Raw genomic sequence first — 24,823 nt, 5'->3', positions numbered from 1 at the left:
CTCCGCGCGCGACGAAGAGATGAGCGGCAGCGCTGTGCGAGTGAGGTGCGTCGAAGAACAGCAGCGGGATCTAGAAAGCGTAGGTGAACTGCACGTCCGCGTCCCAAATGCCGACGAGTTCTGCGCGCAGGAGCGGTGCCGGGCCCGCGATGCTCTCCAGCGACTCGTCCGGGGTCCGCTCTCGCGACGCAACCGACACCATCGGAGGCACGGCGCGCTTGGCAGAACAAAGCAGCGATGCTCGCACGAGCAGTACGACAGTGGTCTCCGGATCCGGGCAGCGAATCGGCGGGTTGCCTGAAATCTGAATCGCACTCAAGCAACAGCGCAGCGCAGCGCCTTTCGAGAGCGTCGCCGAAATGCGGAGAGGGCCGGCCCCCGCGGGCGCCGGCCCTCTCCGACCAGCTCGAGCTAGTCTTCAGCACTCTGCCCGCGAAGCAGCCAGACGGCCCCCCAGACGTGCAGAGCGAGGAACGCGATGAAGAGTCCGATGAATCCGGCGAAGAAGAATGCCGGGTCGGTATCCGCCGATGTGGGATTAGCTAGAGCCCACACCATCTCTGGCAATGCGTATGCGGCCATCAATGACAGCGAAAAAGTCAGCACCAACGGCAACAGTATGGCGATCTTCTTCATCAGCTGACTCTCTTTCTCAAGGGGCGGCAGTTGGCAGTGACGTGGACGATAGCACCTCAGCAGGCATAGGTGTGCATCGTGTAGTTGAAGCTGTTGTGAATCTGGTGCCACCTGCCATCGCCGCGCACGCGAGCGGGTGCCTGCTTGGTTCCGGCCTCGGTGTACCACCAGGCGCAGGCACCTGGCATGAGCTTGTAGCCGTCGGCGTCCGACATGAACGACTTCGACGACTGGCCGGGCGACAGAGCGGCGATCTTGCCGGACGGCGCTGAGCCGCTCCATGCAGAGCCGACGAACACGGTACGTGTCGAGTCCTTTGCGCTGTGGACGATGCCACACCACCCGAAGCTGCATTCGGAAGCCTGGGCAGAGGTGGCGACGACCGCCCCTGCGCCGAACACCCCGAAGATCACCGCCGCGGCCGCGGCCACCTTCGTGATGCGGCTCTTTCTCGCGGAGCTATAGCTCATGAACATGCGATTCCCCAATCCCTCAGCGATGTGTTGGTTGCTGATGCGAGGAACGCTAACTAAACATGACGACTTCTCACATGAGAGGAGCCTCAGGGATAAGGATGTGGCGTGAATAGAGACGCCGATGGCGCAGGCCGGACAATGATCGTCACTGCCTGCGGTGTCTCGCCGCCGTGCTTCTCTACCTCACGGAAGAGAGATCGCGACATTCCGGCATCGTCTGCCGTGAATCGAGATGCGTCAGTCGGCGGCTAGGTGGAGTAATCCGTCGCCGACTACCGTGACGGTTTTCACCTGTGCGGCGCTATGTCGGCTTGATTCGCCTCGGCCGGTTACGCCGAATCACTGCGCCCCATCGCAGTGCCTCAGCGGCTCTGTGCGGGGAACATGAGGGAGAGGGCTGCATCGGCTTCAATCGGTTTGTCGCCTTCATACCCGTTTCAAGGCATCTTCGCCGGGCACTCCTCGCCGTCAGCACCACAAGAAGACCCGTCGTCCTGCACGGCATCTGCGGGCGCCCCGTTGCCTACTACTGTCATCGAGAGCACGGCCCGCACCGCGCGCGCCGCAGAACGGAGCAGCATGATCGCGATCGATCTCACCGGGAAGACGGCACTGGTCACCGGATCCGGGCAGGGCATCGGGCTGGCGATCGCCGTCGGACTCGCGAGGGCCGGGGCGGACGTCGTCGTCAACGCCCGCTCGCAGGGCTCGATCGACACGGCCGTCGCGGAGGTGCTGCGGCAGGTTCCGGAGGCGTCCGTCCGCGGAGTCGCCGCCGACCTCGCGACTGACGAGGGCACCGCGGCGCTGCTCGAGGCGGTCCCGACCGTCGACGTTCTCGTCAACAACCTCGGGATCTTCGGCAGCGCCGATCCGCTCACGATCAGCGACGACGAGTGGCGGCGCTACTTGGAGGTGAACGTGCTGACCGGCGTGCGCCTGACGCGCGCCTACCTGCCCGGCATGATCGAGCGGGGCTGGGGGCGCGTGCAGTACATCGGGAGCGACTCCGCCGTCGCGACACCGGCCGAGATGATCCACTACGGGGTGTCGAAGACGGCGCTGCTCGGAGTGGCGCGGGGCTTCGCGAAGGCGGCGTCCGGCACCGGAGTCACGGTGAACAGCGTGCTCGCGGGCCCGACGCACACGGGCGGGGTCGAGGACTTCGTGCACGAGCTGGTCGATGCGTCGCTCCCCTGGGACGAGGCGCAGCGCGAGTTCATGCGGCTGCACCGGCCGAACTCGCTGCTGCAGCGGCTGATCGAGCCGGAGGAGATCGCGAACATGGTCGTGTACCTCGCGTCGCCGCTCGCCTCGGCGACCACGGGCGCGGCGGTGCGGGTCGACGGCGGGTACATCGACGCGATCGTGCCGTAGCAGTGGAGAAGCAAAGGGAACGAGGCCGGCTACGGCTCGTGCCTTCTAGGACAGCTCGCCGTCGTCACGGCCCCTGCGAGCGGTAGGTCAAACTGCTCACCCACGTCGCCGGACTCTGCACCCGCCGCTCGAGACGCTGCGTCTCGCTGACGAGCGACCGACTACCGTTCAGGACTCCCCGGTCTCCGGCAGCGCATTGAGGCTCAGTCGGTGAGGTCCTGCAGAGCAGCATCGATCACGGAACCGGGTAAGACCTCTCGCGCGTTGAGTATCTCCATGCCGAGCAGCCGGCCGCCCTCATCGAAGTCGAGAATCACTTCCCCCAGACCTCCGGGAGTCGCGATCGAAGGGAGCTGCTGGGCGGCCGAACCGTCCGCGATGCGGTCCGCAACCATGATGTACGCCGCGTTCGCAGTCGGATCGTACGTGACGCGCATCGCTCATCCCTTCGTGAGCGTGTCGATGTCACCGCTCGTGTCGTCCATGATGGCGCGGATCCTCTTCTTGCCGGATCCCTTCGTGAAGATCGATGTCCCCTTGTTCCCGGCCGCCTTCGTGCCGTTCTGCACAACCTGCTCGATCGGGCCCTGCATCGCGCTGCACGAATTGCGACGCCTCCCTCCCCTGGGACGAGCCGCAGCGCCAGTTCATGCGGCTGCACCGGCCGAACTCGCTGCTGCAGCGGCTGATCGAGCCGGACGTGCGACCGGCGCGAGCGCTACCCGCGGTCGATCGCGGACCGATCCGCCCCGCTCGCACGTCGCACCGGCGCGACCGATCCCGCCTCGCGCCACGATCCCCCGATGCGCTCCTGCACGAGCGGCGCGGCCGGGTCCTCGAGCCGTGCGAGCAGCGCCTCCACTCCCCGCCGCCCCAGCTCGTGCGCCGGTGAGACGAGCACGTCGAGCTCGGGATCGCCGAAGTCGGCGACGTCGGGGGTCGAGGCGAGCAGCACGATCGACACGTCCTCCGGCACACTCACTCCGCGGTGCCGCAGCTCGTGGGCGAGCCCGAGGGCGATCCCTCCGTCGAACACGAGCACCGCCGTCACGTCACCGAGCTCCGCGGCGAGCGCACGCCCGCCGCGCGCCGACTCCTCGACCTCGAGCAGCACTCCGGAGAGATCCCGCTCCCCCGACAGCCGCCGGAAGGTCTCGCGCGCCCGGGCGTCGGCCCCGAAGCCCTCGACGCGCTCGGGACCCCCGAGCACTAAGGCGATGCGCTCGTGACCGAGCGACGACAGGCGCGCGAGCGACTCCTCGACCATGCCCTCGATGTCGATGTCGACCCAGTCGAGAGCGGAGGGGTCGCGCGTGCGCCCGATCAGCGCGAAGGGCGTCCCGGAGTCGCGCAGCACGTCGACCCGGTCGTCGTCGAGGGCCACCTCCATCAGCACGACGCCGTCGACGAGACCGTCGGCGCGGAGGCCGGCGAGGCGCTCGGAGGAGTCGAGTGCGGGCCAGAGGACGATCGAGTAGCCGCGCTCGGCCGCCGCCTCGGCCGCTCCGGCGAAGAAGAGGGTCGCGGTGTTCAGCAGGCGCGGGCGCACGAGCGGGAACACGACCGCGAGGATCATCGAGCGGCGGCGGGCGAGCGCTCGGGCGAGGGCGTGCGGGCGGTAGTCGAGCTCGGCCATCGCGTCGACGACGCGCTGACGCGTCTCGGCCGTCACCGGCTTGGAGTCGTTGACGACGAACGAGACGGTGGCGATCGAGACGCCGGCGCGCTCGGCGACGTCGCGCATGGTCGCCATGGTGCTCCTCCGATCGACGCCCCTCGCGGTTGACGATCGGCGGTGACGTCCATCATCCTGGATGGAGCGGTAAAGCGGTTAACCCCCTTCCGCGACCCGTCAGTGCCGACCAGCGAAGGACCCTCCCGTGACCACACCCTCCTCCCCCGTCCGCGTCCTCGTCTGGGGCGAGAACCGCCACGAGCAGATCGAGGAGGAGGTGCGCGCGATCTACCCGGACGGCATGCACACGACGATCGCCGCGGGCGTCTCCGAGAACCTCGGCGACCGCGCGGAGGTGTCGACCACGACCCTCGACGAGCCGGAGCACGGCCTGACGGAGGAGGTCCTCGCGGCCACCGACGTGCTCGTCTGGTGGGGGCACGCCGCGCACGGCGAGGTGGCCGCCGAGGTCGTCGAGCGCGTGCACCGCCACGTGCTCTCGGGCATGGGACTGGTGGTGCTCCACTCCGGCCACTGGTCGAAGATCTTCGGCAAGCTCATGGGCACGACCTGCACGCTGCGCTGGCGATCGGAGCAGGACCGCGAGCTGGTCTGGACCGTCGACCCGACGCATCCGATCGCCCAGGGCGTGCCCCACCCGTTCGTGATCCCCCAGCAGGAGATGTACGGGGAGTTCTTCGACGTGCCCGCGCCCGACGAGCTGATCTTCCTCTCGACGTTCTCGGGCGGCGAGGTGTTCCGCTCGGGGATGACCTGGAAGCGGGGGCACGGCAAGGTGTTCTTCTTCTCGCCCGGCGACCAGGACTACCCCGTCTACCACCACCCCGACGTGCGGCGCGTGATCGCGAACGGAGTGGAGTGGGCGCGCACCCTCCGCCCCGAGCGCACTCTGCCGGTGCTGCAGCGGTACGAGACCGAGGACTTCCACAACGGTCACGACTACGAGGGGGCGCTCGTCCGATGAGCGCTCCCGTGCGCATCGTCCAGGTCGGCGCGGGAGCGATGGGGCGCGCCTGGCTGCACGCACTGCGCGACTCGGCCGACGTCGAGCTGGTCGGCCTCGTCGACCTCGACACCGACCTGGCCGAGCGGGCCGCGGCGGAGGAGGGGGTCGCTCCGGTCGCGATCGGCACCTCCGTCGCCGAGGTCGCCGCGCGCTCGGGCGCCGAGGCCGTGGTCAACGTCACTGTGCCGCGCGCGCATCTGCCCGTGAGCACCGAAGCGCTGTTCGCCGGACTGCCGGTGCTCTGCGAGAAGCCGATCGCGCCGACCGTCGCCGAGGCGCTCGTGCTCGCGGCGACCGCGGAGGCCTCGGGGCGGCTGCTGATGACCAGCCAGTCGCGCCGCTACTACGCCGCGATCGCCGCGTTCCGCGCGCAGGTCGCCGAGCTCGGGACGCTCGGCAGCGCCTCCGTCGAATTCGCGAAGGCACCGCACTTCGGCGGGTTCCGCGAGGAGATGCCGCACGTGCTGCTCGTCGACATGGCGATCCACGCGTTCGACGCGGCGCGGTACGTCCTCGACCGCGACCCGGTGTCGGTCTACTGCGAGGAGTACAACCCGGAGTGGAGCTGGTACGCCGACGGCGCGGCGGCGACCGCGGTGTTCGAGTTCGCCGGAGGGGTGCGCTTCACCTACACGGGCAGCTGGTGCGCCGACGGATTCGAGACGTCGTGGAACGGCAGCTGGCGCGTGAACGGCGCGGGCGGCACGGCGCGCTGGGACGGGGACGGGGCGCCGGAGCTGCAGGCGCGGGAGTCCGCTGCGGCGCGGACCGGAGTGCTCGAGCCGGTGCCGGAGGAGATCCGCGGCTCGCTCGCCGAGTTCGTCTCCGCGCTGAGCACCGGGCGCACGCCGTCGGGCGAGGTGCACGCGAACGTGCGGAGCCTGGCGATGGTGGAGGCGGCGGTGCGCTCCTCCGAGACGGGCGCGCGCGTGCGGATCGACGACGTGCTGGAGGGCGCGTACGCCGAGGCGCTGGGGCTGGCGCGCGACGAGCGCGTGCGCTCCGCGCTGGCGGCGTGGGGGACGGCGGCCGCAGGGCTGGCGGCTCCCCTGCTGGTCGAGTAGCCGCGCAGCGGCGTATCGAGCGGCGAAGCCGCGTTGCGTCTCAGTGGTGAGGGAAAAGTCGGCTGCCTGCAGCCGACCCAACCACTCGCAGGAGGTGACTTTTCCTAAGAGACCCACCCCTCTGGACCACGTGAATCTCGATACGCCCGCTCCGCGGGCTACTCGATCAGCAGGCATCCCCCAGTGCCTGCGTCAGTCGTCGCTTCCCGTCCACGTTCCTTCGAGGCGTTGAAGCACTCCGAAGCGCTGCTCAGCAGTCATGGTTCCGTCGAACTCGAGGACGAAGCGGTCTGATCTGTAGAAGTCCGCGTCACTGAAGACGACGTCCTGTCGCGCGTGGTCGAGCGTGTCGAACCGGTAGATCGACACGCCGTCACCCTGAACGCCCTCGACGCATCCCCGACGGTCGCCGCAGGCGTCAGCACTCGGCGCCGACTCTGCTGTGAAGCCGGGGACGCCATCGTGCACGACGTCGACGAGAGTGATGCCGCGGCGGGAATCGTCGAGAAGTCTCGCCGAGGCCCACGCGACGCCACCGGCGAACACGACGCCGATCATGAACCCCGTGGCAACGGCGACGAGGGTTCTCCGCCGCCGTGATCTGTCAGCCAGGTTCATCACCAATTGCACTTGTGGCTGAGCACGTCGGCCCAGTTCGCGTTAGCGGGACGGACCGCTTCGAGATCCCAGTGGATCCCTGCGCCGATGATGGCCCGACCCCAGAGTGCATGGCACTGGTCCTGCTGATACATGCTTCGACTGTTCCTCACTGCTGACCATGAGGAGGCGAACTCCTCCCATCCGGCGGTGCTCAAAATGGTGTAGCCGAGGTTCCCGGCTCCCATCGCGACACCCCACGCCGTCAGTCGGCCAGAGTAGACGGCGCGTCCCTGAAAGGCCCCTTTCCGATTGACCGTCATGGGAGAGAAGAGTCGCTGGCCCAGCCACGGGTCGGCCGTGATCGGGTACTGGTACTCGCCTGAGTCGTGCTCCACGACCTGCGTGATGACCGAACCCGTGACTTCGTAACGAGTGGGGACGGCGACGCCCGCGGCGTCGTAAGCCCATGCCGGTGCCACGCCGAGGGCCATCGTGCCGTCTGGAGCGATGGCCAGTAGCGCTCCGTTCCCGGCATCGGACAGCGCGGTACCAGCCGGCAGATCGACGCCTACCGAGTACGCCCGCGGCGCGCTCGGCGTCTCGATGACGGTCACGACCTGCAATGAGCCGTCCGAGCGACTGAGAGGAATCGTTTGAGACCCGTCGCCGTTGTCGATGACTTCGATCCCCGCGCTCGAGACGCTCACCTCCACTGCGTTCTGGGCAGCGACCAGATCGACGGCAAGAGGATCCTCGCCTCCGTTCGTGACTGCGACATCTGTCGCTTCGTGTAGCGCAGCGCTGTCACTCGACGAGGTTCCGGGCGCACCGGCGCCGGGTTCTGCAGCGGCGCCGACACCCTGTAGGACTGGGATCTCGGTCGGAACCTTACTCAGAAGTTCGACCACGCCGTCCGCACCGGCGCTCGACGCGGGCGACTCCGCAGATGCGAGAGTGGCCGCGCTCAGGGCGAGCGCGACGGACAGCGCCACGCAGATCAAGTGGGTTTCTTCATTTGTTCTCCTGAGAATGAGCATCCTTCATATTAGAGATCAGGTTTCCGGGCGTCATGAAGGGAGAAATGGGGACAATTCGGGGTACGGAGCCGCTCGACGACGCGTCCTGCACGTCGATGCCCATTCGAGTGGGCCCCGATGCATGACGGCGTCTCTCGCATGCACGGCCGACCAGGCCTAGCGCGTGCGACGCTCCAGCCGGTGCCGGCGGAGATCCGCGGCTCGCTCGCCGAATTCGGTTCCGCGCTGCGCACGGGCTTAAGGTCGGGCGAGGCGCACGGGAACGTGCGGGGCCCGGCTCTTGTGGAGGCGGCTGGCCGCTTCCCCGAGACGGGCTTGGGGGTGCGTGTCGAGGACGCGCTCGGACGCGCTCGGAGGCACTGGGACTGGCGCGCGACGAGTTCGCGCGCTCCGCTCTGGTGGCGTGAATACGGCGGCGGGGCTGGCGGCCGCCCCTCCCTCGCTGGTCGAGTAGCCACGCAGCGGCGGATCGAGCCCCCACTCCCCTCCGGACCACCCGGATGCTGAGCTCGATTCGCGCAGGCACCGCGCGTTCACGTCGCGGCGACCGCGCGTTCACCCGGGCCGACCAGCGTGGACGGGTTCCCTTCGAACCCGCTCAGGAGACCCGTGCCCCGTCCTCATGCCCCCCGCCGCGCCGCCGGCGCCGCGATCGTCCTCACCCTCGCGAGCTGCACGCTCGGAGCCGCCCTGCCCGCCGCGGCGAGCGGCGACTCCTTCTTCACCCGCATCGCCACCGTGCCCGCGTACCTCAACGCCGCCGACCCGGCCGTCGACTCCGCCGTCGCCGAGATCTCGAGCGCGTCGCCCGACGGCCGCCTCGTGTACTCGACCGACTCGGCCGGTCAGCGCATCAACGTCCTCGACATCAGCGACCCCGAGTCGCCGGAGCCGCTCGGCGGCACGGGTGTCGGCGGCGAGCCGACCTCCGTCTACGCGACCGGCGAGTACGTCCTCGCGGTCGTCGACACGAGCGACGGCGACTTCGCGAACCCCTCCGGTCACGTGAGCGTGCTGCACGCCTCCGATCTCGCGCCCGTCGCGACGATCGAGCTCGGCGGACAGCCCGACTCCATCGACGTCACCACCGCCGGCGACACCGCCGTCATCGCGATCGAGAACCAGCGCGACGAGGAGTCCACCCCCGAGGGCGCCGAGGAGGGCGACCTGCCGCAGGCGCCCGCCGGCGAACTCGTCGTCATGGACCTGGCCGGGGACCCCTCGACCTGGGTCGCCGAGCACGTCTCCCTCACCGGGCTCGTGGGCCTCGACACCCCTGAGGACCCCGAGCCCGAGTACGTCTCGATCAACCCCGCCGACACGGCCGTCGCCGTGACCCTGCAGGAGAACAACGCCGTCGCGATCGTCGACCTGGCCTCGCGCGAGGTCCTCACCTCCTACTCCGCGGGCACCGTCTCGGTCGACGGCATCGACACCCTCGACGACGACACGATCTCGCTCACCGGATCGATCACCGACGTCCCGCGCGAGCCCGACGCCATCGGCTGGGTCGGCGACGAGCACGTCGCGATCGCGAACGAGGGCGACTGGAAGGGCGGCACGCGCGGCTGGTCGATCCTCGACGCGGCCACCGGAGCGGTGCAGTGGGACGCGGGGAACACCTTCGACCACCTCGCCGTGAGCCTCGGCCTCTACCCCGACAAGCGCTCCGACGCGAAGGGCTCCGAGCCCGAGGGCCTGCTCTCGGCGACCTTCGACGGCGTGCCCTACGTCTTCGTCGGCGCCGAGCGCGCCAACTTCGTCGCGGTCTACGACGTCTCCGACCCGACCGCGCCGCGCCTCGTGCAGGCGCTGCCGTCGACGCCCGGTCCGGAGGGGCTGCTCGCCCTGCCCGAGCGCGACCTCCTCGTCGTCTCGAGCGAGACCGACGACGCCGAGGCGGCGCTGCGCGCGACCGTGCAGCTGTACGCGCTCGGCGCCTCCGCCCCCGCGTTCCCGACGCTCGTCTCGGCCGACGCCGACGGATCGCCGCTGCCCTGGGGCGCCCTCTCCGGGCTCTCGACCGACCCGGCCGACGCCGACCGCCTCTACGCGGTGAGCGACAGCGTCTACGCGCCGAGCACGATCCACTCGATCGACACCTCCGTCACCCCCGCGGTGCTGGACGCGACGACGACCGTCACCGAGGCGGGTGAGCCGGCCGCCCTCGACCTCGAGGGCATCGCGGCGCGCACCGACGGCGGCTTCTGGGCCGTGACCGAGGGCGAGACCGGGCCCGAGAACGCCCTGCTGCGCCTCGACGCGTCCGCCGCGGTGCTCGAGCGCATCGTGCTCCCCGCCGAGGTCGCCGACGCGCTGGGCTCTCAGGGCTTCGAGGGCGTCACGATCGAGACCGGTGCCGAGGGCGAGATCGTCTGGACCGCGCTGCAGCGCGAGGCCTCGATCGACGCGGACGGAGTGGTGCGCCTCGGCCGCTACGACGTCGCCGCCGGCACCTGGAGCTTCTTCGGCTACCCGCTCGAGGCTCCGTCCGGAGTCGAGGGCGACTGGAACGGCCTCTCCGAGATCACCCTGACCCCGGCGGGCACGCTCGCCGTGATCGAGCGCGACAAGCGCAACGGTCCGGATGCGTCGCTCAAGGCCGTCTACACGGTCCCGCTCCCCACGGGCGCGGGTGCCGCGGTCGGCGAGGAGCTGCCGATGCTCGAGAAGACGCTCGCCGCCGACGTGCTGCCGGCGCTCGAGGCGGGCGACGGCTGGACCCAGGAGAAGCTCGAGGGGCTCGGCATCACGGGCTCGGGCGAGGTCTTCGTGGTCACGGACAACGACGCGGTCGACGACGCGAACGGCGAGACCGTGCTGGCGTCGCTCGGCTCGGCGGAGTCGGTCTTCGGCGCGGCGGTCGTGCCGGAGCCCACGCCGGTTCCGACGGGCGAGCCGACCGTCGCACCGACGGCGGAGCCCACCACGGCACCCACCGCCGAGCCCACGGTCGCGCCCACCACGGCCCCTACAGCGGCCCCTACAGCGGCCCCCACCGCCGCGCCGGCGCCGCACGCCACCACCCCGGCCGCGGCCGTCCCGCCGCGCGCCCCGGCGAAGCCGACCGGCGGACTCGCCAGCACCGGCGTCGAGGGCGGCTGGCTCACCGTCGCGGCCCTCGGACTGCTGGCCGCCGGCGCCGTCGCGCTCGGACTCGGACGCCGCCGCACCGCGCGCTGACAGCGCTGAGCCGAGGAGCCGGCTCCCGCGAGACGCCCCGCGCGTCCCCGGGAGTCGGCTCCTCCGTCGTCGAGGCGCCGATTCCGGCCGGCCCCGCGCAAAACATCAGCCGAGAAGGGGGTCTGTCGCCTGACAGCGGACAGACCCCCCGCGCAGCCGACGTACCGCAGCAGCCCGCCCCCGCGCCCGTAGTCTGGAGTCCCCGCCCGGTCGCGGGTCCGACGATCGAAGAGGCCGCCCCAGCGTGAACGTCCGCGAGCTCCTCACCCATCCCGAGCTCCAGCTGACCCTGGTGACCGGCGACGAGGTGCAGCTCTCGCGCGCGATCTCGGGCACCTACACGATCGACCTCCCCGATCCGGGCCGCTTCCTCTCCCCCGGCGACGTCGTGCTCACGAGCGCGCTGTGGACCTCCGGCCGCGAGAGCGTCGAGCGGTTCGTCGGCCAGGTCGCCGATCGCGGAGTCGTGGCGATCGTCGTCGGCCTCATCGCCGTCGGCACGCTCCCCGCCGGCATGGCCGAGGTCTGCCGGCGGCACGGAGTCGCGCTGCTGACGGTCTCGCCCGAGGTCTCCTTCAAGACGATCGGCCAGACCGTCGCGGGGGTGCTCGCGCAGGCCGACCTGCCCACTCTCGGCCGCGACGCCCGCTTCGCCCGAAGGCTGCTCCAGGACCTCGCCGCGGGCGAGGGCGTGCACGCCGCCCTCCGCGCCTTCTTCGAGGAGTTCGCGCACGGCAGCTGGGTGATCGACCGCTCCGGCGTCCTCGTCGCGTCGGCGGGCGGCATGCCGTCCCCCGCCGAGTCCGGATCGGCCTGGGACGCCTCGCTCGCCTCCTCCGACGACCGCTGGGACGTCGCACCCGGCAGCCGCACCCTGTCCCGGAAGGCCCTGTTCTCCTCCTCCGGCGAACGGCTCGGCGTGCTCGTGGTGACCGGCGATCAGAGGGGCTGGTCGGAGGAGTCGGCCGACGCCGCCGATCTGCTCGCGAGCACCGTGTGCGGTCGCCTCGCGCTCGCCCGCCGCCGCGAGCAGGAGGCGGCGGGTCCGCTGCTCGACCTTCTCCGCGCCGTCGAGAACGACGAGCTGCCGGACGGCGAGGTCTCGGTGCGGCTGCGCCTGCTCGGGGTGCGGCTGGGAGCGCCTCTTCGGGTGGTGGTGGCCCGCTCGGACGATCCGTCGCTCCCTCCCGAGGCGCTGCTGCGACCGCTGCGCGAGGCGGGCGAGCGCGAGCACGCTCTGGCCCTCGGCGGCGTGCTCGACGGAGGCGCGGTGCTGCTCCTGGGCGATCCGCGCGACGAGGAGAGGCAGCCGGGGCCCGCCCTCCGCGCCGCCGTCGAGGCCGAGCCGTGGCTCCTGCGCGGGCGCCGGGTGTCGATCGGCGTCGGTGACGGCTCCCGCTCCGTTGGGCAGCTCGGAGCCTCGCTGCTCGCCGCCCGCGCCCGGGCGACCGCGGCCGCCGGCTCCTCCGCAGACCCGGTCACGGTGCTCGCGCACACGGTGCCGGTCTCGAGCGGCGCCCTGCTCGAGCTGATCTCGCCGCGCACCCGCGCCGCGTTCGCCCGCGAGGTGCTCGGCGAGCTGGTCCGCTACGACGACGAGCACCGCTCCGACATGGTCGAGACCCTGCGCGTGTTCCTCGAGAGCGGAGGCACGTGGCGCCGGGCCGCGGACCTCCTGCACCTGCACGCCAGCACCCTGCGCTACCGCGTGCAGCGCATCGAGGCGCTGACGGGCCGCGACCTCGGCTCGATGTCCGACCGCGTCGACCTGCACCTGGCACTGCGCTACCTCTGAGCGGGAGGCGAACCGCCCGAGGACTCTCCACGCAGCGCGGAAACCCGGGCCCCGTCGTGCGGGATCTCCCGGGGTTCACTTCCGGATCCACCGCGATGGACCGACCCGGCGATTCTCACACGCCCCGCCACCCGCACGACGGGACCCGCCACGGGGCGCTGCGGGTTCGGAACAGCCGGAGCCCCTACGCCGTCGCCGCGTGCGCGTCGATCCGCGCGAGCAGCTCCTCCTGGACCTCGGGCGACGCCCACGAGCCGAGCACCGAGTTGCGCGCCAGCTGCACCAGCTCGTCGCGGGTGAAGCCCGCGCGGGAGGCCAGCGCGAGGTAGTTGTCGGCGACGTACCCGCCGAAGTACGCCGGGTCGTCGGAGTTGACCGTCACCCGCACGCCGCGCTCGAGTAGCGCGCGCAGCTCCATCGCCTTCATGTCGCTCGAGACGAACGAGTTCGACAGCGGGCAGCAGGTCAGCGCGAGTCCGCGCTCGAGCACGCGCTCGACGAGCTCGGGAGCCTCGACGATGTTCGTGCCGTGGTCGATGCGGTCGACGCCGATCTCCTCGAGCACCTGGCGCAGGTGCTCGACGCTGTTGGGCTGGTCGACGTCGCAGTGCATGGTCAGCCGGAGGCCGGCCTCACGGGCGAGCGCGAACACCTCGCGGAACTTCGCCGGCGGATTGCCCGGCTCGTCGGAGTCGAGCCCCACGCCGATCAGGCGGTCGGCGAACGGCAGCGCGCGCTCGAGCGTCTCGCGCGCGCTCTCGGCCGACAGATCGCGCAAGAAGCAGAGGATGAGCCCCGCGTCGATCCCGAGCGCGGCCGCGTCGACGGCGGCGCGATGGTAGCCGCCGATCACCGACTCGAACGGCACGCCCCGCGAGGTGTGCGCCTGCGGGTCGAAGAACACCTCGGCGCGCACGACCCCGTCGGCGGCGGCGCGGCGGAAGTACTCCGTCGCCAGGTCGTAGAAGTCCTGCTCCTCGCGGAGCACGTCCATCGCCGGGTAGTAGACGGCGAGGAACGAGGCGAGCGAGTCGAAGTCGTACGAGAGCGCGGCGGGCACCGGCAGGCCGTTCCGCTGAGCGAGCCGGGCGCGCAGCTCCGGCTCGAGCGTGCCTTCGAGGTGCACGTGCAGCTCGGCCTTGGGCAGGCCGCGGACGAAGGAGTCGAGGGTCACGGGGACCTTCCTGTTCAGCGGGCCGTCGCGATGAAGTCCATCGCGACGAGGGGTCCGGGCAGCGCTGCGCCGAGCACGGTGCGCGCGGGCGGATCGACGGGGAAGCGCTCGGCGTAGACGGCGGAGGAGGCGGCGAAGTCGCGCTCGAAGTCGGTGAGGATCATCGTGATCCGCACCACGTCGCCCAGCTCCAGGCCGAACTCGGTGCCGAGCAGCCGTTCGATGTTGTCGAGCGCGGCGGCGGTCTGCGCCGCGACGCCCTCGGGCACCGAGCCGTCACCCGGCGCGAACGGTCCGATGGCGGATCCGTAGACCACTCCGTGCGCCTCGACCGCGTGGCTGTAGGCCCCGCGCGGCGCACCGAGCGCCTCGGCCGAGACGAACCGGCGGGGTGCGGCGGTCATCGGAGCGATTCCGGCAGCGCGCCCGACACGACCCGGCCGCGGGACACGACGGCCACGATGCTCTCGGCCCGCAGGTCGTCGATGCTCTCCCACGGGCGCCCGCGCAGCACGACGAAGTCGGCGCCGAAGCCGGCCGCGAGCCGCCCGACGCGCGCGCCGAGCCCGACGACTGCCGCCGCGTCGGACGTCGCCGCGATCAGCGCACGCTCCGAGCTCCAGCCGAACGCGGTGCGCATCCGCCGCACCTCGTCGAGCTGCTCGCCCCAGTCGACGTAGACGCCGTTCGCGTCGGTGCCGAGCACGAAGCGCACCCCGGCCTCGCCCGCCGCGAGGAACCCGGCGTCGCGGGTGGCGACGACGTCCTGCGCCTTGAGCGACGCCTCCGGGGACGACGGCGCCCGACCGGCGGCGATCACGTCGTTGATGAAGAGGGTGGGAGCGACCGGCAGGTTCCGCTCGACGAGCGTCGCCCAGTGCTGCGGACCGATGGCGGTGCCGTGCTCGATCGAGTCGACGCCGAGCGCGAGCGCGCGGTCGAGGCCCTCGACGGAGTGCGTGTGCGCGGCGACGGGCATGCCCAGCGCGTGCGCCTCGTCGATCGTCGCGGCGATCTCGGCGTCGGTCTGGTTGCGCCAGCCGACCCGGTCGCCCATCGAGAGCACTCCGCCGCTCGTGTAGATCTTGATGCCGTCGGCGCCGGCCCGCGCCCAGGTGCGGACCAGTCGTCGGCACTCGTCGGGGCTGTCGGCGACGCGGTCGCGGTGCGGGTAGTGCGGAGGCACGAACAGGTCGCCGTGTCCGGCCGTCATGCCGACCGCGCCGTGCGTGACGAGCCTCGGCCCGTCGGCGATGCCCTGCTCGAACATCCGCGCCACGGTCATCTGCAGCTCGTCGGCGCCGAGATCGCGCAGGGTCGTGACTCCGGCGCGGGCCGCCTTGCGCGCGTTGTTCGCGATGTGGAACACCCGCTCCTCGCGCGGGGTGATCAGCGGCCAGGAGGCGAAGTCGGCGGTGCCCGCGCCCGAGTAGGCGCCGAGGTGCACGTGGGTGTCGACGAGGCCGGGGATGATCGAGAGACCCTCCTCCGCGCCGTGCGCCTCGACGGGGTCGACGGAGACGATCTCGTCGCCGTTCCACGCGAGGGCCGCCGTGCCGAGGGCGCGCCGCCCGTCCCAGATCGTGCCGGTGATGGTGTTGCCGCTCATGCCGCTCCTCTAGTCCTGTCCGCCGAAGCGGACGGCCGCCAGTCTCTCGCCGATCGCCACGACGGCGTAGGCCGCGACTCCCAGCGCCGTGATCACCGCGAGCGACGCCCACAGCTCGTCGTAGCGGAAGCCCGCTGAGGCGCGCTGCACCGCTCCGCCCAGGCCCTTCCCCGTGGCCAGCCACTCGGCCAGCATCGCGCCGCTCAGAGCGGAGGGGACCGCCACTTTGGCGGCCGCGAAGATCGCCGGCACCGCGGTCGGCAGGGCGACCTTGAGCAGCACGTCCAGCGGCGAGCCTCCGTAGACCGTCACCAGCTCGAACGACTCGCGCGAGAGCGAGCGCAGCCCGAACACCACGGTCACGAGGGCCGGGAAGAACACCGCGACCGCTCCGACCACGGCGACCGCCGCGATCCCGTTGCCGATCGCGAGCGTGATCAGCGGAGTGACCACGATCAGCGGCATCGACTTGAGCAGCATCGCGATCGGCATCACGGTGGCCTCGAGCGAGCGGACGAGCACGAAGAGCACCGCGATCGCGAGGGCGACGAGCATGCCCGCCGCGTAGCCGATGAAGGCGTCGAGCGCGGTGACGCCGAGGTTGCCGAAGACGACCGCGCGGTTCTCGGCGGCGTCGGCCTCGACGAAGAGGTAGGTCGCTACATCGGTGGGCGTCTTGCCCAGGAGGGGCGAGATGTCGGCGATCGCGAGGAACGCGTACCAGAACGCGATCGAGAGCAGCGCGGCGATCGCGAGCGGCACGAGCTCGGCGCGGACGATGCGGAGCGCGAGGCGCGGCGTGAGGTCGCGGGCGCGGCGGGCGGGAGTGCGCTTGGCGCTCATACGACTCCTCCCGTGCGGCGCAGGACCGAGCGGCGGGTGGCGCGCGGCGTGCCGGTCACACGCGGCATGACCCAGCGTCCGACGGCCGCGATCAGCGCGTAGCCGAGGATCGTGACGACTCCGCTCAGCACCGCGAAGGCCCAGGCGCGCTCGACGTCCATCTGGCGCTGCGCGACCGCGAGCGCGACTCCGAGGCCCGTCGTCACTCCGCCGAGGTACTCGCCGAGCACCGCACCGAGGATCGCCGCTGGCACCCCGACCTGGAGCGCCGTGAGCGTCGCGGGCACAGCGGCGACGGCCTGCACCTTCACGATCTGCGCCCAACGGCCGCCGCGGTAGGCCGAGACGAGGTCGAGCGCGGTGCGCGGAGCCGAGCGGACGCCCAGCAGCGCGCCGATCAGGGTGGTGAAGAAGACCAGCAGGGCGGCGAGGAAGATCGAGGTGGTCCGGCCGCCGAAGATCACGAGGATCACGGGTCCGACCGCCGTCAGCGGGAGGCAGTGGCTGATCACGCCGATCTGCTCGATGACCCGGTGGGTCCACGGCAGCAGCAGCGCGACGACGGCGAGCGCCAGTGCCGCGAGGGTGCCCCAGAGGTAGCCCCAGCCGGCCGCGAGCACGGTGTCGCCGACGTTGCGGAGGTAGAAGAGGGGGCCGTCGCGGAGGAACGCGGCCACGATCGCGCCGGGGCTCGGCACGGCACGGCTCTCGCGGTAGACGGTCTCGGCCAGGATCCACCAGACCGCGACGAACACCCCGAGCCCGGCGAGGACGCGCCGGTTCGTGCGCAGCCAGGTCACCCCTCGTCCTCCATCGCCACGCCGTGCTGAGAGAACAGCAGGTCGGTGATGCGGTCCTCGATGGCGTGGAACTCGGGACTGCGGAGCATCTCGACCGTGCGCGGACGCGGCAGGTCGATGTCGATGACCTCGACGATGCGCCCGGGCCGGGGCGACATCACGGCGACCGTGTCCGAGAGGAGGATCGCCTCGGCGATGCCGTGCGTCACCATCAGAGTGGTCGCCGGCCGCGCGGTCCAGATGCGCTGCAGCTCGAGGTTGAGCCGCTGGCGCGTCATGTCGTCGAGCGCGCCGAACGGCTCGTCGAGCAGGAGCAGATCGGGCTGCACCACGAGGGCGCGGGCGATCGAGGCGCGCTGGCGCATGCCGCCCGAGAGCTGCGACGGGTAGGCGTCCTCGAAGCCGGTCAGACCGACCAGGTCCAGCAGGTCCGGGATGCTGTCGCGCTTGGACGCCTGCCGCGTCAGCTCGAGCGGCAACCGCACGTTGGAGCGCACCGAGCGCCAGGGCAGCAGCGCCGAGTCCTGGAACGCGATGCCCAGCTCGGCCTTCCGCTTCGTGCCGACGACGGGAGTGCCGTGGATCGAGACGGAGCCGGTGGTCGGCTTCTCGAGCCCGGCCAGCATCCGGAGGATCGTCGACTTGCCGCAGCCCGAGGGGCCCAGCAGCGACAGGAACGACCCGCGCGGAGTGACGAGGTCGACCTCGGCGAGCGCCTGCACCGACCGGGAGCCCAGGTCGAAGCGCTTGCTCAGGCCCGACAGGCGGATGCCCTCGGTGCCGTTCTCGATGGTGGTCAACGTCTCGTCCTCTCGCGCGGGTCGTCAGGGAGTGCTCGGGGCTCAGCCCTCGAGCAGCTCCGGGTGCTCCTCGTAGACCTCGTCGATCAGCGTGGTGTCGAAGAGCTCGTCGGCGTCGAGCTCGATGCCGGTCAGCGCGAGGGAGGCGACCGACTGCTCCTGCAGCTCGTCGCTGATGGTGAGCAGGCCGTTCTCGTCGGTCTCGGGAGTGCTGATCAGCTCGGTCTGGGTGACCATGACCTGCGCCTGCTCCTCCACCTTGTAGTTCTGGTCGGCGGCGTAATCGGCGACCACGGTCTCGGCGGTCGCCTCGGGGTCGGCGACGGCGTCCTGCCAGCCCTGCACGAGGGCGAGCAGCAGCGCCTTCACCTTCTCGCGCTCGTCGTCGATGCTCGCCTGAGCGACCACGATCGTCTCGCCCACCATCGGCAGGCCGGTGTCGGCGAGCAGGAACTGCTGGGCCGAGAATCCGCGCTGGTTGAGCGTGTTGGCTCCGGCGGTCGCGTAGCCGATGTAGCCGTCGACCTGGCCGGTGGTCAGCAGCGTGGAGTCGGTGAGGGGCACGCGGTTCACGTCGGACTCGTCGATGTCGTTGGCGGCGAGGAACGCGCGCCAGACGAGGTCGTTGCTGTCGCTCACTCCGATGGTCTTGCCGACCATGTCCTCGGGGGTCTCGATCGGAGCGTCGGTCAGCGAGACGATCGCGAACGGGTTCTTCTGGTAGGTCGCTCCGACGATCTTCATCTCGGCGCCCTCCGAGATCGCGGGGCCGGTGATCAGAGGGGAGGAGACGCCCGCGAACGCGGATCCGCTCGCGATGGCCGTCTCGGCGCCGGTCGCGCCGGTGCCGCCGGGGGTCAGGGTGACGGAGTCGAAGCCGGCGTCGGCGAAGTAGCCGTTCGCGTCGGCGAGGTACTCGCCCGCGAACTCGACGTGGGGGACCCAGGAGAGCTGCATCGCGGCCTCGCCGAACGAGCCCTCCTCGCCCGAACCGGAGGCGCTCGCGTCGGAGCCGCTCGAGCAGGCGGTCAGGGCGGTCGTGGTGGCCAGGGCCACGGCGAGCGCGCCGAGCACGGCGCGGCGACGCGAGCGGGTGAGGACGGTGAGGGGCATGCGGGCTCCAATGAGGCGTCGGATGGGGGATGGGGCGGGCCCGGGGGAAGGCGGGTTCCAGTCGACCGCAGTCGGGCGCCCGGCCGCCTCGTCGCACGGAGGATTTACCCGGCGGCGCACCGCCCGCTCCTCGATGCACGGGGAAACCGTGTTGCGGTCAGGTTTCCTGCCTGCCACTGCGGGTTTCGACTCCGCTGCCGGTGGAGGCGCTCGCGCTCTTTTCACGTTCTACCTGCACGATTCGAGGAACAGCACCCGGTCGCCCGCAGCTCGACCTGAACGCGGGCCGCTCCCGCCCCTCCTCGGAGCGCAGCAGCCTGCAGAACATCAGCTGGCGAGGGGGTCTGTCGGCTGACAGCGGACAGACCCCCTTCGTGGCTGATGTTCTGCAGCCGGTGCGCGGCCGGCCGGGCCGGTCAGCTGCCGAGAGACGGGGTGTCGGTGGGGGCGTCCGGCTGGTCGCCCTCAGCGGGCGGGATGGGGTGCTCACCGTCCGCCGGAGGGGTGGGGTGCTCACCGTCGGCCGGAGGGGTCGGGTGCTCACCGTCGGCCGGAGGCGTCGGGCGCTCGCCGTCCGTCGGCAGGGTCGGCCGCTCCCCGTCCGCAGGCGGCGTCGGCGGGGTCGGCCGCTTACCGTCCCCCGACGGCAGCCCGCCGGCGGGGGGCCCCGCGGGTCCGCACTCGCCCGGCGCAGGCGGCGTCGGGGCCGACCCCTCGCCCGGAGCATCCGTCGATCCAGGCGTCGGCGCATCCGGTGCCGCACTCGCCCCCGGTCCCGGCACGACGGACCCGTTCGGCGAGGCGGTGGCCGTGGGAGTCGCGGTGCCCGTCGCCGACGGCCCCGCCGCGAAGGCCGCCGTCGATCCCAGTGCCGCGAGCCCGAGTGCGCCCGCGGCGATTCCGATCACGAGTCGGGTGCGGGGGCGGCGCGGTCCGCGGGGCTGCGGGGTGGTGGTCTCGTCCATGGTCGTCTCCTCCGTCCGGCGCTGCGGCGGACCCGGTCGGGCCCGGCTCGCCGCCGGTTCCTCATCAGACTCCGAAGCCGTTCTGAAGCCCCGCTTAAGAACAGCGTCCGCACAGGTGGCGCAGGGCCGGCCGATAACGGGCGCTCCTACGCTCGGCGGATGCCCTCCGCCGCCCGCGTCCTCCTCGTCGAGGACGACGACGCCCTCCGCTCCTCCGTCGACACCGCTCTGCGCAGCGAGCGCTTCACCGTGCGCGCCCTGGCGAGCGGTGAGGACCTCGCGCGGGAGGTCGCCGCGTTCGCGCCCGACCTCGTCGTCCTCGACTGGATGCTCCCCGGGCCCAGCGGCATCGTGCTCGCCGAGCGCCTGCGCCGCAGCAGCGACGCCGCGGTCATCATGCTGACCGCCCGCGACGCGGTCGACGATCGGCTGCGGGCGTTCGGCGAGGGAGTGGACGACTACGTCGTGAAGCCCTTCTCGCTCGCCGAGCTGGTCGCCCGGGTGACCGCCGTCCTGCGGCGCCGCGGGCGCATCCCGTCGATCATCGAGATCGGCGACCTGGTCGTCGATCCGGAGGCGGGTCGCGCCCGCCGCGCCGGCACGGCGCTGGACCTCACGGCGACGGAGTTCCGCCTGCTCGCGTTCCTCGCGGCGAGCCGGGGCCGCACGCTCACCAAGACGCAGATCCTCACCCAGGTCTGGGGCTACGACCACGTCGACCCCAATCTCGTCGAGGTCCACCTCAGCTCGCTGCGCAAGAAGATGGAGGCGCACGGCGACCGCCTCGTCCACACGGTCCGCGGCCTGGGCTACCGGGTCGACGCGTGAGCACCGCACCGCTGCGCACCGGATCGCTCCGCCTGCGGACCGTCGTCGCCGTGCTGGCCCTGCTCGCGGTGCTGCTGCTGGCGCTCTCGGTGACGGTGCAGGTCGTCCTCGGCGACCGCCTCCGCTCGCAGATCGAGGAGCGGCTGGCCGATCGCGCCGCGGCCGCGGCCGCCCTGGTCGGCACGGTCGACGACGACGACCTCGCCTCCCGCCTCTCGGCGCAGGGCGTCTCGGTGCTGATCACGAGCCCCGAGGGCGAGGCGGTCGTCGCGGGTCCGAGCCCGGAGGAGCTGCGCCGCGGACCGGGGAGCGGCCTCCCCGCCGGCCCCGGTCCCGCTCCCGCCGCCCCGCCGTCCACGACCGGCACGGCCGACGCGCCCGCCTCCGCGGTCACCGTGACCTCCTCCTCCGTCACCGCCGACGACGACCTCGTCACCCTCGCCTCGACGCTCAGCGACGGCACCGAGCTGGTGCTGACCGCCGACGCGAGCTCGGTCGGGACGACCCTCGCGTCGCTGAACGCGATCCTGCTCGGCGCCTCGGCCGCGTTCCTCCTCCTCGCGGCCGGCGCTCTCGTCGTGGTGGTGCGCGCGACGCTCCGTCCCCTCGAGCGGATGACGACGGTCGCCCGCTCCATCGCCCGCGGCGACCGGGGCCGGCGGCTGCGCCCCTCGCGCCCCTCCACCGAGCTGGGCCGCACCGCGACCGCGTTCGACGAGATGCTCGACGACCTCGAGACGGCCGAATCCGCCGCCCTCGCGGCCGAGCAGCGGATGCGCGCCTTCGTGTCCGACGCGGCGCACGAACTGCGCACCCCCGTCGCGGGCATCCGGGTGGCGGCGGACGCCCTGGTCCGCGCCGACGGCTCGAGCGAGGAGCGCGAGCGGCTGGCCGTTCTCGTGGTGCAGGAGTCGCTGCGCGCGGGACGGCTGATCCAGGACATGCTCCTGATGGCGCGCCTCGACGAGGGTCTGGCGGTGCGCTCGGAGCCGGTCGACGTCTCGTCGATCGCCGGCGCGGTGCTCGAGCGCCAGCGCCTCCGCAGGCCGGGGATCGTGCTCGCACTGCGGAGCGACGCGGCGGTGCCGCCCGCCGACGGCGACCCCGACCGGCTCGAGCAGATCGTCGCGAACCTCGTCGAGAACGCGGGGCGCTTCGCCCGCTCGCGCGTCGACGTCGTGGTCGCGGCGACGCCGAGCAGAGTGTCGCTGACGGTCGACGACGACGGTCCCGGCGTCGCGGAGTCGGAGCGCGAGCGGGTGTTCGACCGGCTGGTGCGCCTGGACGACGCCCGGAACCGTTCCGACGGAGGGGCGGGGCTCGGCCTGCCGATCGCCCGCGGCCTCGCCCGGGCCCAGGGCGGCGACCTCGTCTGCGTGCCGCGGGACGGAGGCGCGCGCTTCCGCGTCACGCTGCGGGCGGCTGCTCCGCAGAATCCCCCGAGCGCGGAGGAGGGGACTGGCCGGACCCGCCTCCCCCTCTGCGCACAGCCCTACAGCACGTAGAGCATCTCCTGGTAGGTCGGCAGCGGCCACAGGTCGTCCGCCACCACGTCCTCGAGCGCGTCGGCGGCCGTGCGCACGAGCGCCATGGCCGGCAGCAGCGCCGCCGCGGCGTGCTTCGCCTCGGCCTCGGCCGTGTGCCCCGGCTCGACGGCGAGGGCCGCCTTGAGATCCGCCAGCGCCGACCGCAGCGCGTCGACCTGCTCCGAGACCTCCAGCAGCGGGTCGAGCGAGGTGCCCACTCCGGCCGCCTTCATCGCGGCCACGTTCGAGGCCAGCTCGGTCTGGTGCCGCACGGCCGCGGGCAGCACGGTCGTGGTCCCCATCTCGAGCGTGAGGCGCGCCTCCACCCCGATGGTGAGCGCGTACTGCTCGAGCCCGATCTCGTAGCGCGAGTGCATCTCGCGGTGGTTGAACACGCGGTACTTCTCGAACAGCGCCAGCGCCGGCTCGGTGATCAGCTCGGGCAGGGCGTCGAGGGTCGTCCGCAGGTTCGCGAGCCCGCGCTTCTCGGCCTCGATCGGCCAGGCGTCCGCGTAGCCGTCGCCGTTGAAGACGACGGCGCCGTGCTCGGTGATGATCCCGGTCAGCAGCGCCTGCACGGCCTCGTCGAAGTCGACCCCGTCGGCCACGTCCTTCTCGAGCCGCGTGGCGATCCAGTCGAGCGACTCCGCCATGATCGTGTTGATCGTGACCATGGGCCCCGCGACCGACTGCATCGACCCGGGAGCGCGGAACTCGAAGCGGTTGCCGGTGAACGCGAACGGGCTCGTGCGGTTGCGGTCGCCGGGATCGGTCGGCAGCACCGGCAGCGTGTCGACTCCGATGGTCATGTGACCCCGGCCCTTCGACGAGGTGGCCGGGCCCGAGGCGATCTGCTCGAACACGTCGGCGAGCTGGTCGCCGAGGAAGATCGAGATGATCGCGGGAGGCGCCTCGTTGGCCCCGAGGCGGTGGTCGTTCGTCGCGGAGGCGACGGAGGCCCGCAGGAGCCCGGAGTAGCGGTGCACCGCGCGGATCACGGCCGCGCAGAACACCAGGAACTGCGCGTTGTCGTGCGGGGTGTCGCCCGGCACCAGCAGCGAGCCGAGCGAGGAGTTGCCGAGCGAGAAGTTCACGTGCTTGCCCGAGCCGTTGACGCCCTGGAACGGCTTCTCGTGGAACAGGATCTCCATCCCGTGCTTCTTCGCGATGGTCTTGAAGGTCGTCATCAGCAGCTGCTGGTGGTCCGCCGCGACGTTGCCGCGCTCGAACATCGGCGCGATCTCGAACTGGCCCGGCGCGACCTCGTTGTGCCGTGTCTTCGCGGGGATGCCGAGCTTGAACAGCTCGCGCTCGGTGTCCATCATGAAGCCGAGCACGCGCTCCGGGATCGCTCCGAAGTAGTGGTCGTCGAACTCCTGGCCCTTGGGCGGGGTGCTGCCGAAAAGGGTGCGGCCCGCGTTCATCAGATCGGGACGGGCGAGGAAGAAGTGCCGGTCCACCAGGAAGTACTCCTGCTCGGGGCCGCAGAACGAGACGATCTTCTCGTCGTCGGCGTGGCCGAAGAGTGCCAGGACGCGCTCGGCGTGCTCGCCCATCGCCTGCTGCGAGCGCAGGAGCGGCGTCTTGTGGTCCAGCGCCTCGCCGGTCATCGAGACGAAGACGGTGGGGATGCAGAGAGTGTTGCCGTTGGGGTTCTCGAGCACGTACGCCGGGCTGGTGACGTCCCAGCCGGTGTAGCCGCGCGCCTCGAACGTGTTGCGCAGCCCTCCGTTCGGGAAGCTCGACGCGTCGGGCTCGCCCTGCACGAGGGTCTTGCCGGCGAACTCGGCGAGCGCCGCTCCGTCGCCCGTGGGCTCGAAGAAGCTGTCGTGCTTCTCGGCGGTCAGGCCGGTGAGCGGGTAGAACACGTGGGCGTAGTGGGTGGCGCCCTTCTCGAGCGCCCAGTCCTTCATCGCGCTCGCGACCGCGTCGGCGACCAGCGGATCCAGGGTCGTGCCGCGCTCGATCGTCGAGATCACGGACTTGTAGACCGACTTCGGCAGGCGCTTGCGCATCACCGCGGTGCTGAAGACGTTGGCGCCGAAGACCTCGCCGGGCGCCTCCGACTCGTCGAAGCTGTGCGCCGGAGGAACGTAGGCCTCCACGTCGCGGATGGCCTGGAGGCGGACGGTGTTGCCACTCATCGGGTCTGTTCCCTTCGTCGCGGCGGACGGCCCGCCGTGCGCGGGGCACCGCTGCGCCCACAGTAGGGAGGCCGTGTCTCCGGGTCGTTTCGACGGCGTGACGGTCTGCCCCGTCCGCGCCAGCGTTCCGGTGACACGGGTTTCGTTGGTC

The 24,823-nt window shown here is 71.6% G+C and carries 23 protein-coding genes; 7 read left to right on the top strand and 16 right to left on the bottom strand.

What is annotated here, in order from left to right; all coding sequences use genetic code 11:
* Positions 1-411 precede the first annotated feature (411 nt).
* A complete protein-coding gene (locus ASF48_RS07925) occupies positions 412-636 on the bottom strand; it encodes a hypothetical protein (RefSeq protein ID WP_055789449.1) in 225 nt (74 codons plus the stop codon).
* Between the two features lie 56 nt (positions 637-692).
* Positions 693-1,112, bottom strand: coding sequence for a hypothetical protein (locus ASF48_RS07920; RefSeq protein WP_055789446.1), 420 nt, complete (start codon positions 1,110-1,112; stop codon positions 693-695).
* 582 nt (positions 1,113-1,694) lie between these two features.
* Between ASF48_RS07920 and ASF48_RS07915 the strand changes: the two genes are divergently transcribed.
* Positions 1,695-2,489 carry an SDR family NAD(P)-dependent oxidoreductase gene (locus tag ASF48_RS07915; protein WP_055791347.1) on the top strand — a complete coding sequence of 265 codons (795 nt, stop codon included), beginning with the start codon at positions 1,695-1,697 and terminating at the stop codon, positions 2,487-2,489.
* Between the two features lie 203 nt (positions 2,490-2,692).
* On the opposite strand, the gene ASF48_RS07910 is transcribed toward ASF48_RS07915, so the two are convergent.
* The 3 genes from ASF48_RS07910 to ASF48_RS07905 form a co-directional block, all read right to left on the bottom strand.
* Entirely contained in the window at positions 2,693-2,926 is a 234-nt protein-coding gene (locus ASF48_RS07910; protein WP_055789443.1) for a DUF2283 domain-containing protein, read from the bottom strand.
* Positions 2,927-2,929: 3 nt separating this feature from the next.
* Positions 2,930-3,082, bottom strand: a complete 153-nt coding sequence (locus ASF48_RS19650) for a hypothetical protein (RefSeq protein ID WP_162238029.1) — start codon at positions 3,080-3,082, stop codon at positions 2,930-2,932.
* Positions 3,083-3,207: 125 nt separating this feature from the next.
* On the bottom strand, positions 3,208-4,242 hold the full coding sequence (locus tag ASF48_RS07905; RefSeq protein ID WP_082481130.1) for a LacI family DNA-binding transcriptional regulator: 1,035 nt from the start codon (positions 4,240-4,242) through the stop codon (positions 3,208-3,210).
* Positions 4,243-4,369: 127 nt separating this feature from the next.
* On the opposite strand from ASF48_RS07905, the gene ASF48_RS07900 reads away from it, so the two are divergent.
* Positions 4,370-5,149, top strand: a complete 780-nt coding sequence (locus tag ASF48_RS07900) for a ThuA domain-containing protein (protein WP_055789439.1) — start codon at positions 4,370-4,372, stop codon at positions 5,147-5,149.
* On the top strand, positions 5,146-6,255 hold the full coding sequence (locus ASF48_RS07895; RefSeq protein WP_055789436.1) for a Gfo/Idh/MocA family protein: 1,110 nt from the start codon (positions 5,146-5,148) through the stop codon (positions 6,253-6,255). Before ASF48_RS07900 ends, ASF48_RS07895 begins: the two co-directional genes overlap by 4 nt.
* Positions 6,256-6,447: 192 nt before the next feature.
* Here the strand turns inward: ASF48_RS07895 and ASF48_RS07890 are convergent, their stop codons facing one another.
* Both ASF48_RS07890 and ASF48_RS07885 read right to left on the bottom strand, forming a co-directional pair.
* Entirely contained in the window at positions 6,448-6,873 is a 426-nt protein-coding gene (locus tag ASF48_RS07890; RefSeq protein WP_157603103.1) for a hypothetical protein, read from the bottom strand.
* On the bottom strand, positions 6,873-7,892 hold the full coding sequence (locus tag ASF48_RS07885; RefSeq protein ID WP_157603102.1) for a hypothetical protein: 1,020 nt from the start codon (positions 7,890-7,892) through the stop codon (positions 6,873-6,875). Before ASF48_RS07885 ends, ASF48_RS07890 begins: the two co-directional genes overlap by 1 nt.
* Positions 7,893-8,501: 609 nt before the next feature.
* Here ASF48_RS07885 and ASF48_RS07880 point away from each other — a divergent pair.
* Together ASF48_RS07880 and ASF48_RS07875 are read left to right on the top strand one after the other, a co-directional pair.
* On the top strand, positions 8,502-11,075 hold the full coding sequence (locus ASF48_RS07880; RefSeq protein ID WP_082481129.1) for an esterase-like activity of phytase family protein: 2,574 nt from the start codon (positions 8,502-8,504) through the stop codon (positions 11,073-11,075).
* 244 nt (positions 11,076-11,319) lie between these two features.
* Positions 11,320-12,870, top strand: coding sequence for a PucR family transcriptional regulator (locus tag ASF48_RS07875; protein ID WP_055789428.1), 1,551 nt, complete (start codon positions 11,320-11,322; stop codon positions 12,868-12,870).
* Between the two features lie 184 nt (positions 12,871-13,054).
* Here ASF48_RS07875 and add read toward each other — a convergent pair whose 3' ends face one another.
* The 8 genes from add to ASF48_RS07835 form a co-directional block, all read right to left on the bottom strand.
* Positions 13,055-14,044, bottom strand: coding sequence for an adenosine deaminase (add, locus tag ASF48_RS07870; RefSeq protein ID WP_055789425.1), 990 nt, complete (start codon positions 14,042-14,044; stop codon positions 13,055-13,057).
* Positions 14,045-14,058: 14 nt separating this feature from the next.
* Positions 14,059-14,448, bottom strand: a complete 390-nt coding sequence (locus ASF48_RS07865) for a RidA family protein (protein WP_055789420.1) — start codon at positions 14,446-14,448, stop codon at positions 14,059-14,061.
* The gene (locus tag ASF48_RS07860; protein ID WP_055789417.1) at positions 14,445-15,653 is read right to left on the bottom strand and encodes an amidohydrolase family protein; all 1,209 of its coding nucleotides are present in this window, start codon (positions 15,651-15,653) and stop codon (positions 14,445-14,447) included. The genes ASF48_RS07865 and ASF48_RS07860 overlap by 4 nt, the downstream gene beginning before the upstream one ends.
* A 9-nt stretch (positions 15,654-15,662) precedes the next feature.
* Positions 15,663-16,496, bottom strand: a complete 834-nt coding sequence (locus ASF48_RS07855; protein ID WP_055789415.1) for an ABC transporter permease — start codon at positions 16,494-16,496, stop codon at positions 15,663-15,665.
* Positions 16,493-17,296 carry an ABC transporter permease gene (locus ASF48_RS07850; RefSeq protein WP_157603101.1) on the bottom strand — a complete coding sequence of 268 codons (804 nt, stop codon included), beginning with the start codon at positions 17,294-17,296 and terminating at the stop codon, positions 16,493-16,495. The genes ASF48_RS07855 and ASF48_RS07850 overlap by 4 nt, the downstream gene beginning before the upstream one ends.
* Positions 17,293-18,096, bottom strand: coding sequence for an ABC transporter ATP-binding protein (locus ASF48_RS07845; protein ID WP_055789413.1), 804 nt, complete (start codon positions 18,094-18,096; stop codon positions 17,293-17,295). The genes ASF48_RS07850 and ASF48_RS07845 overlap by 4 nt, the downstream gene beginning before the upstream one ends.
* Positions 18,097-18,138: 42 nt before the next feature.
* A complete protein-coding gene (locus tag ASF48_RS07840; protein ID WP_055789410.1) occupies positions 18,139-19,209 on the bottom strand; it encodes an ABC transporter substrate-binding protein in 1,071 nt (356 codons plus the stop codon).
* A gap of 416 nt (positions 19,210-19,625) precedes the next feature.
* Positions 19,626-20,174 (bottom strand): hypothetical protein, encoded by a 549-nt coding sequence (locus ASF48_RS07835; protein ID WP_055789408.1) that lies wholly within the window; start codon positions 20,172-20,174, stop codon positions 19,626-19,628.
* Between the two features lie 159 nt (positions 20,175-20,333).
* Here ASF48_RS07835 and ASF48_RS07830 point away from each other — a divergent pair, with 159 nt between their 5' ends.
* Both ASF48_RS07830 and ASF48_RS07825 read left to right on the top strand, forming a co-directional pair.
* Positions 20,334-21,002 carry a response regulator transcription factor gene (locus ASF48_RS07830; protein ID WP_055789405.1) on the top strand — a complete coding sequence of 223 codons (669 nt, stop codon included), beginning with the start codon at positions 20,334-20,336 and terminating at the stop codon, positions 21,000-21,002.
* Positions 20,999-22,507, top strand: coding sequence for a HAMP domain-containing sensor histidine kinase (locus tag ASF48_RS07825; RefSeq protein ID WP_082481128.1), 1,509 nt, complete (start codon positions 20,999-21,001; stop codon positions 22,505-22,507). The genes ASF48_RS07830 and ASF48_RS07825 overlap by 4 nt, the downstream gene beginning before the upstream one ends.
* Here the strand turns inward: ASF48_RS07825 and ASF48_RS07820 are convergent.
* Positions 22,495-24,672 (bottom strand): glutamine synthetase III family protein, encoded by a 2,178-nt coding sequence (locus tag ASF48_RS07820; RefSeq protein WP_055789403.1) that lies wholly within the window; start codon positions 24,670-24,672, stop codon positions 22,495-22,497. The two genes, ASF48_RS07825 and ASF48_RS07820, sit on opposite strands and share 13 nt — an antisense overlap.
* Between the last annotated feature and the right edge of the window lie 151 nt (positions 24,673-24,823).

It is taken from the genome of Rathayibacter sp. Leaf299 (genome assembly GCF_001423055.1).
Classification (GTDB): domain Bacteria; phylum Actinomycetota; class Actinomycetes; order Actinomycetales; family Microbacteriaceae; genus Rathayibacter; species Rathayibacter caricis.
Note: the sequence above shows the minus strand (reverse complement) of the source record. Positions and strands in the feature narration are given on the sequence as shown.

Bases quoted from the DNA above. Each gene is read 5' to 3' on its own strand.
- ASF48_RS07830 (WP_055789405.1), top strand. From the start codon at position 20,334: ATGCCCTCCGCCGCCCGCGTCCTCCTCGTCGAGGACGACGACGCCCTC.
- ASF48_RS07840 (WP_055789410.1), bottom strand. From the start codon at position 19,209: ATGCCCCTCACCGTCCTCACCCGCTCGCGTCGCCGCGCCGTGCTCGGC.
- ASF48_RS07865 (WP_055789420.1), bottom strand. From the start codon at position 14,448: ATGACCGCCGCACCCCGCCGGTTCGTCTCGGCCGAGGCGCTCGGTGCG.
- ASF48_RS07820 (WP_055789403.1), bottom strand. From the start codon at position 24,672: ATGAGTGGCAACACCGTCCGCCTCCAGGCCATCCGCGACGTGGAGGCC.
- ASF48_RS07885 (WP_157603102.1), bottom strand. From the start codon at position 7,892: ATGCTCATTCTCAGGAGAACAAATGAAGAAACCCACTTGATCTGCGTG.
- ASF48_RS07855 (WP_055789415.1), bottom strand. From the start codon at position 16,496: ATGAGCGCCAAGCGCACTCCCGCCCGCCGCGCCCGCGACCTCACGCCG.
- ASF48_RS07905 (WP_082481130.1), bottom strand. From the start codon at position 4,242: ATGGCGACCATGCGCGACGTCGCCGAGCGCGCCGGCGTCTCGATCGCC.
- ASF48_RS07860 (WP_055789417.1), bottom strand. From the start codon at position 15,653: ATGAGCGGCAACACCATCACCGGCACGATCTGGGACGGGCGGCGCGCC.
- ASF48_RS07925 (WP_055789449.1), bottom strand. From the start codon at position 636: ATGAAGAAGATCGCCATACTGTTGCCGTTGGTGCTGACTTTTTCGCTG.
- ASF48_RS07910 (WP_055789443.1), bottom strand. From the start codon at position 2,926: ATGCGCGTCACGTACGATCCGACTGCGAACGCGGCGTACATCATGGTT.
- ASF48_RS07835 (WP_055789408.1), bottom strand. From the start codon at position 20,174: ATGGACGAGACCACCACCCCGCAGCCCCGCGGACCGCGCCGCCCCCGC.
- ASF48_RS07895 (WP_055789436.1), top strand. From the start codon at position 5,146: ATGAGCGCTCCCGTGCGCATCGTCCAGGTCGGCGCGGGAGCGATGGGG.
- ASF48_RS07920 (WP_055789446.1), bottom strand. From the start codon at position 1,112: ATGTTCATGAGCTATAGCTCCGCGAGAAAGAGCCGCATCACGAAGGTG.
- ASF48_RS07890 (WP_157603103.1), bottom strand. From the start codon at position 6,873: ATGAACCTGGCTGACAGATCACGGCGGCGGAGAACCCTCGTCGCCGTT.
- ASF48_RS19650 (WP_162238029.1), bottom strand. From the start codon at position 3,082: ATGCAGGGCCCGATCGAGCAGGTTGTGCAGAACGGCACGAAGGCGGCC.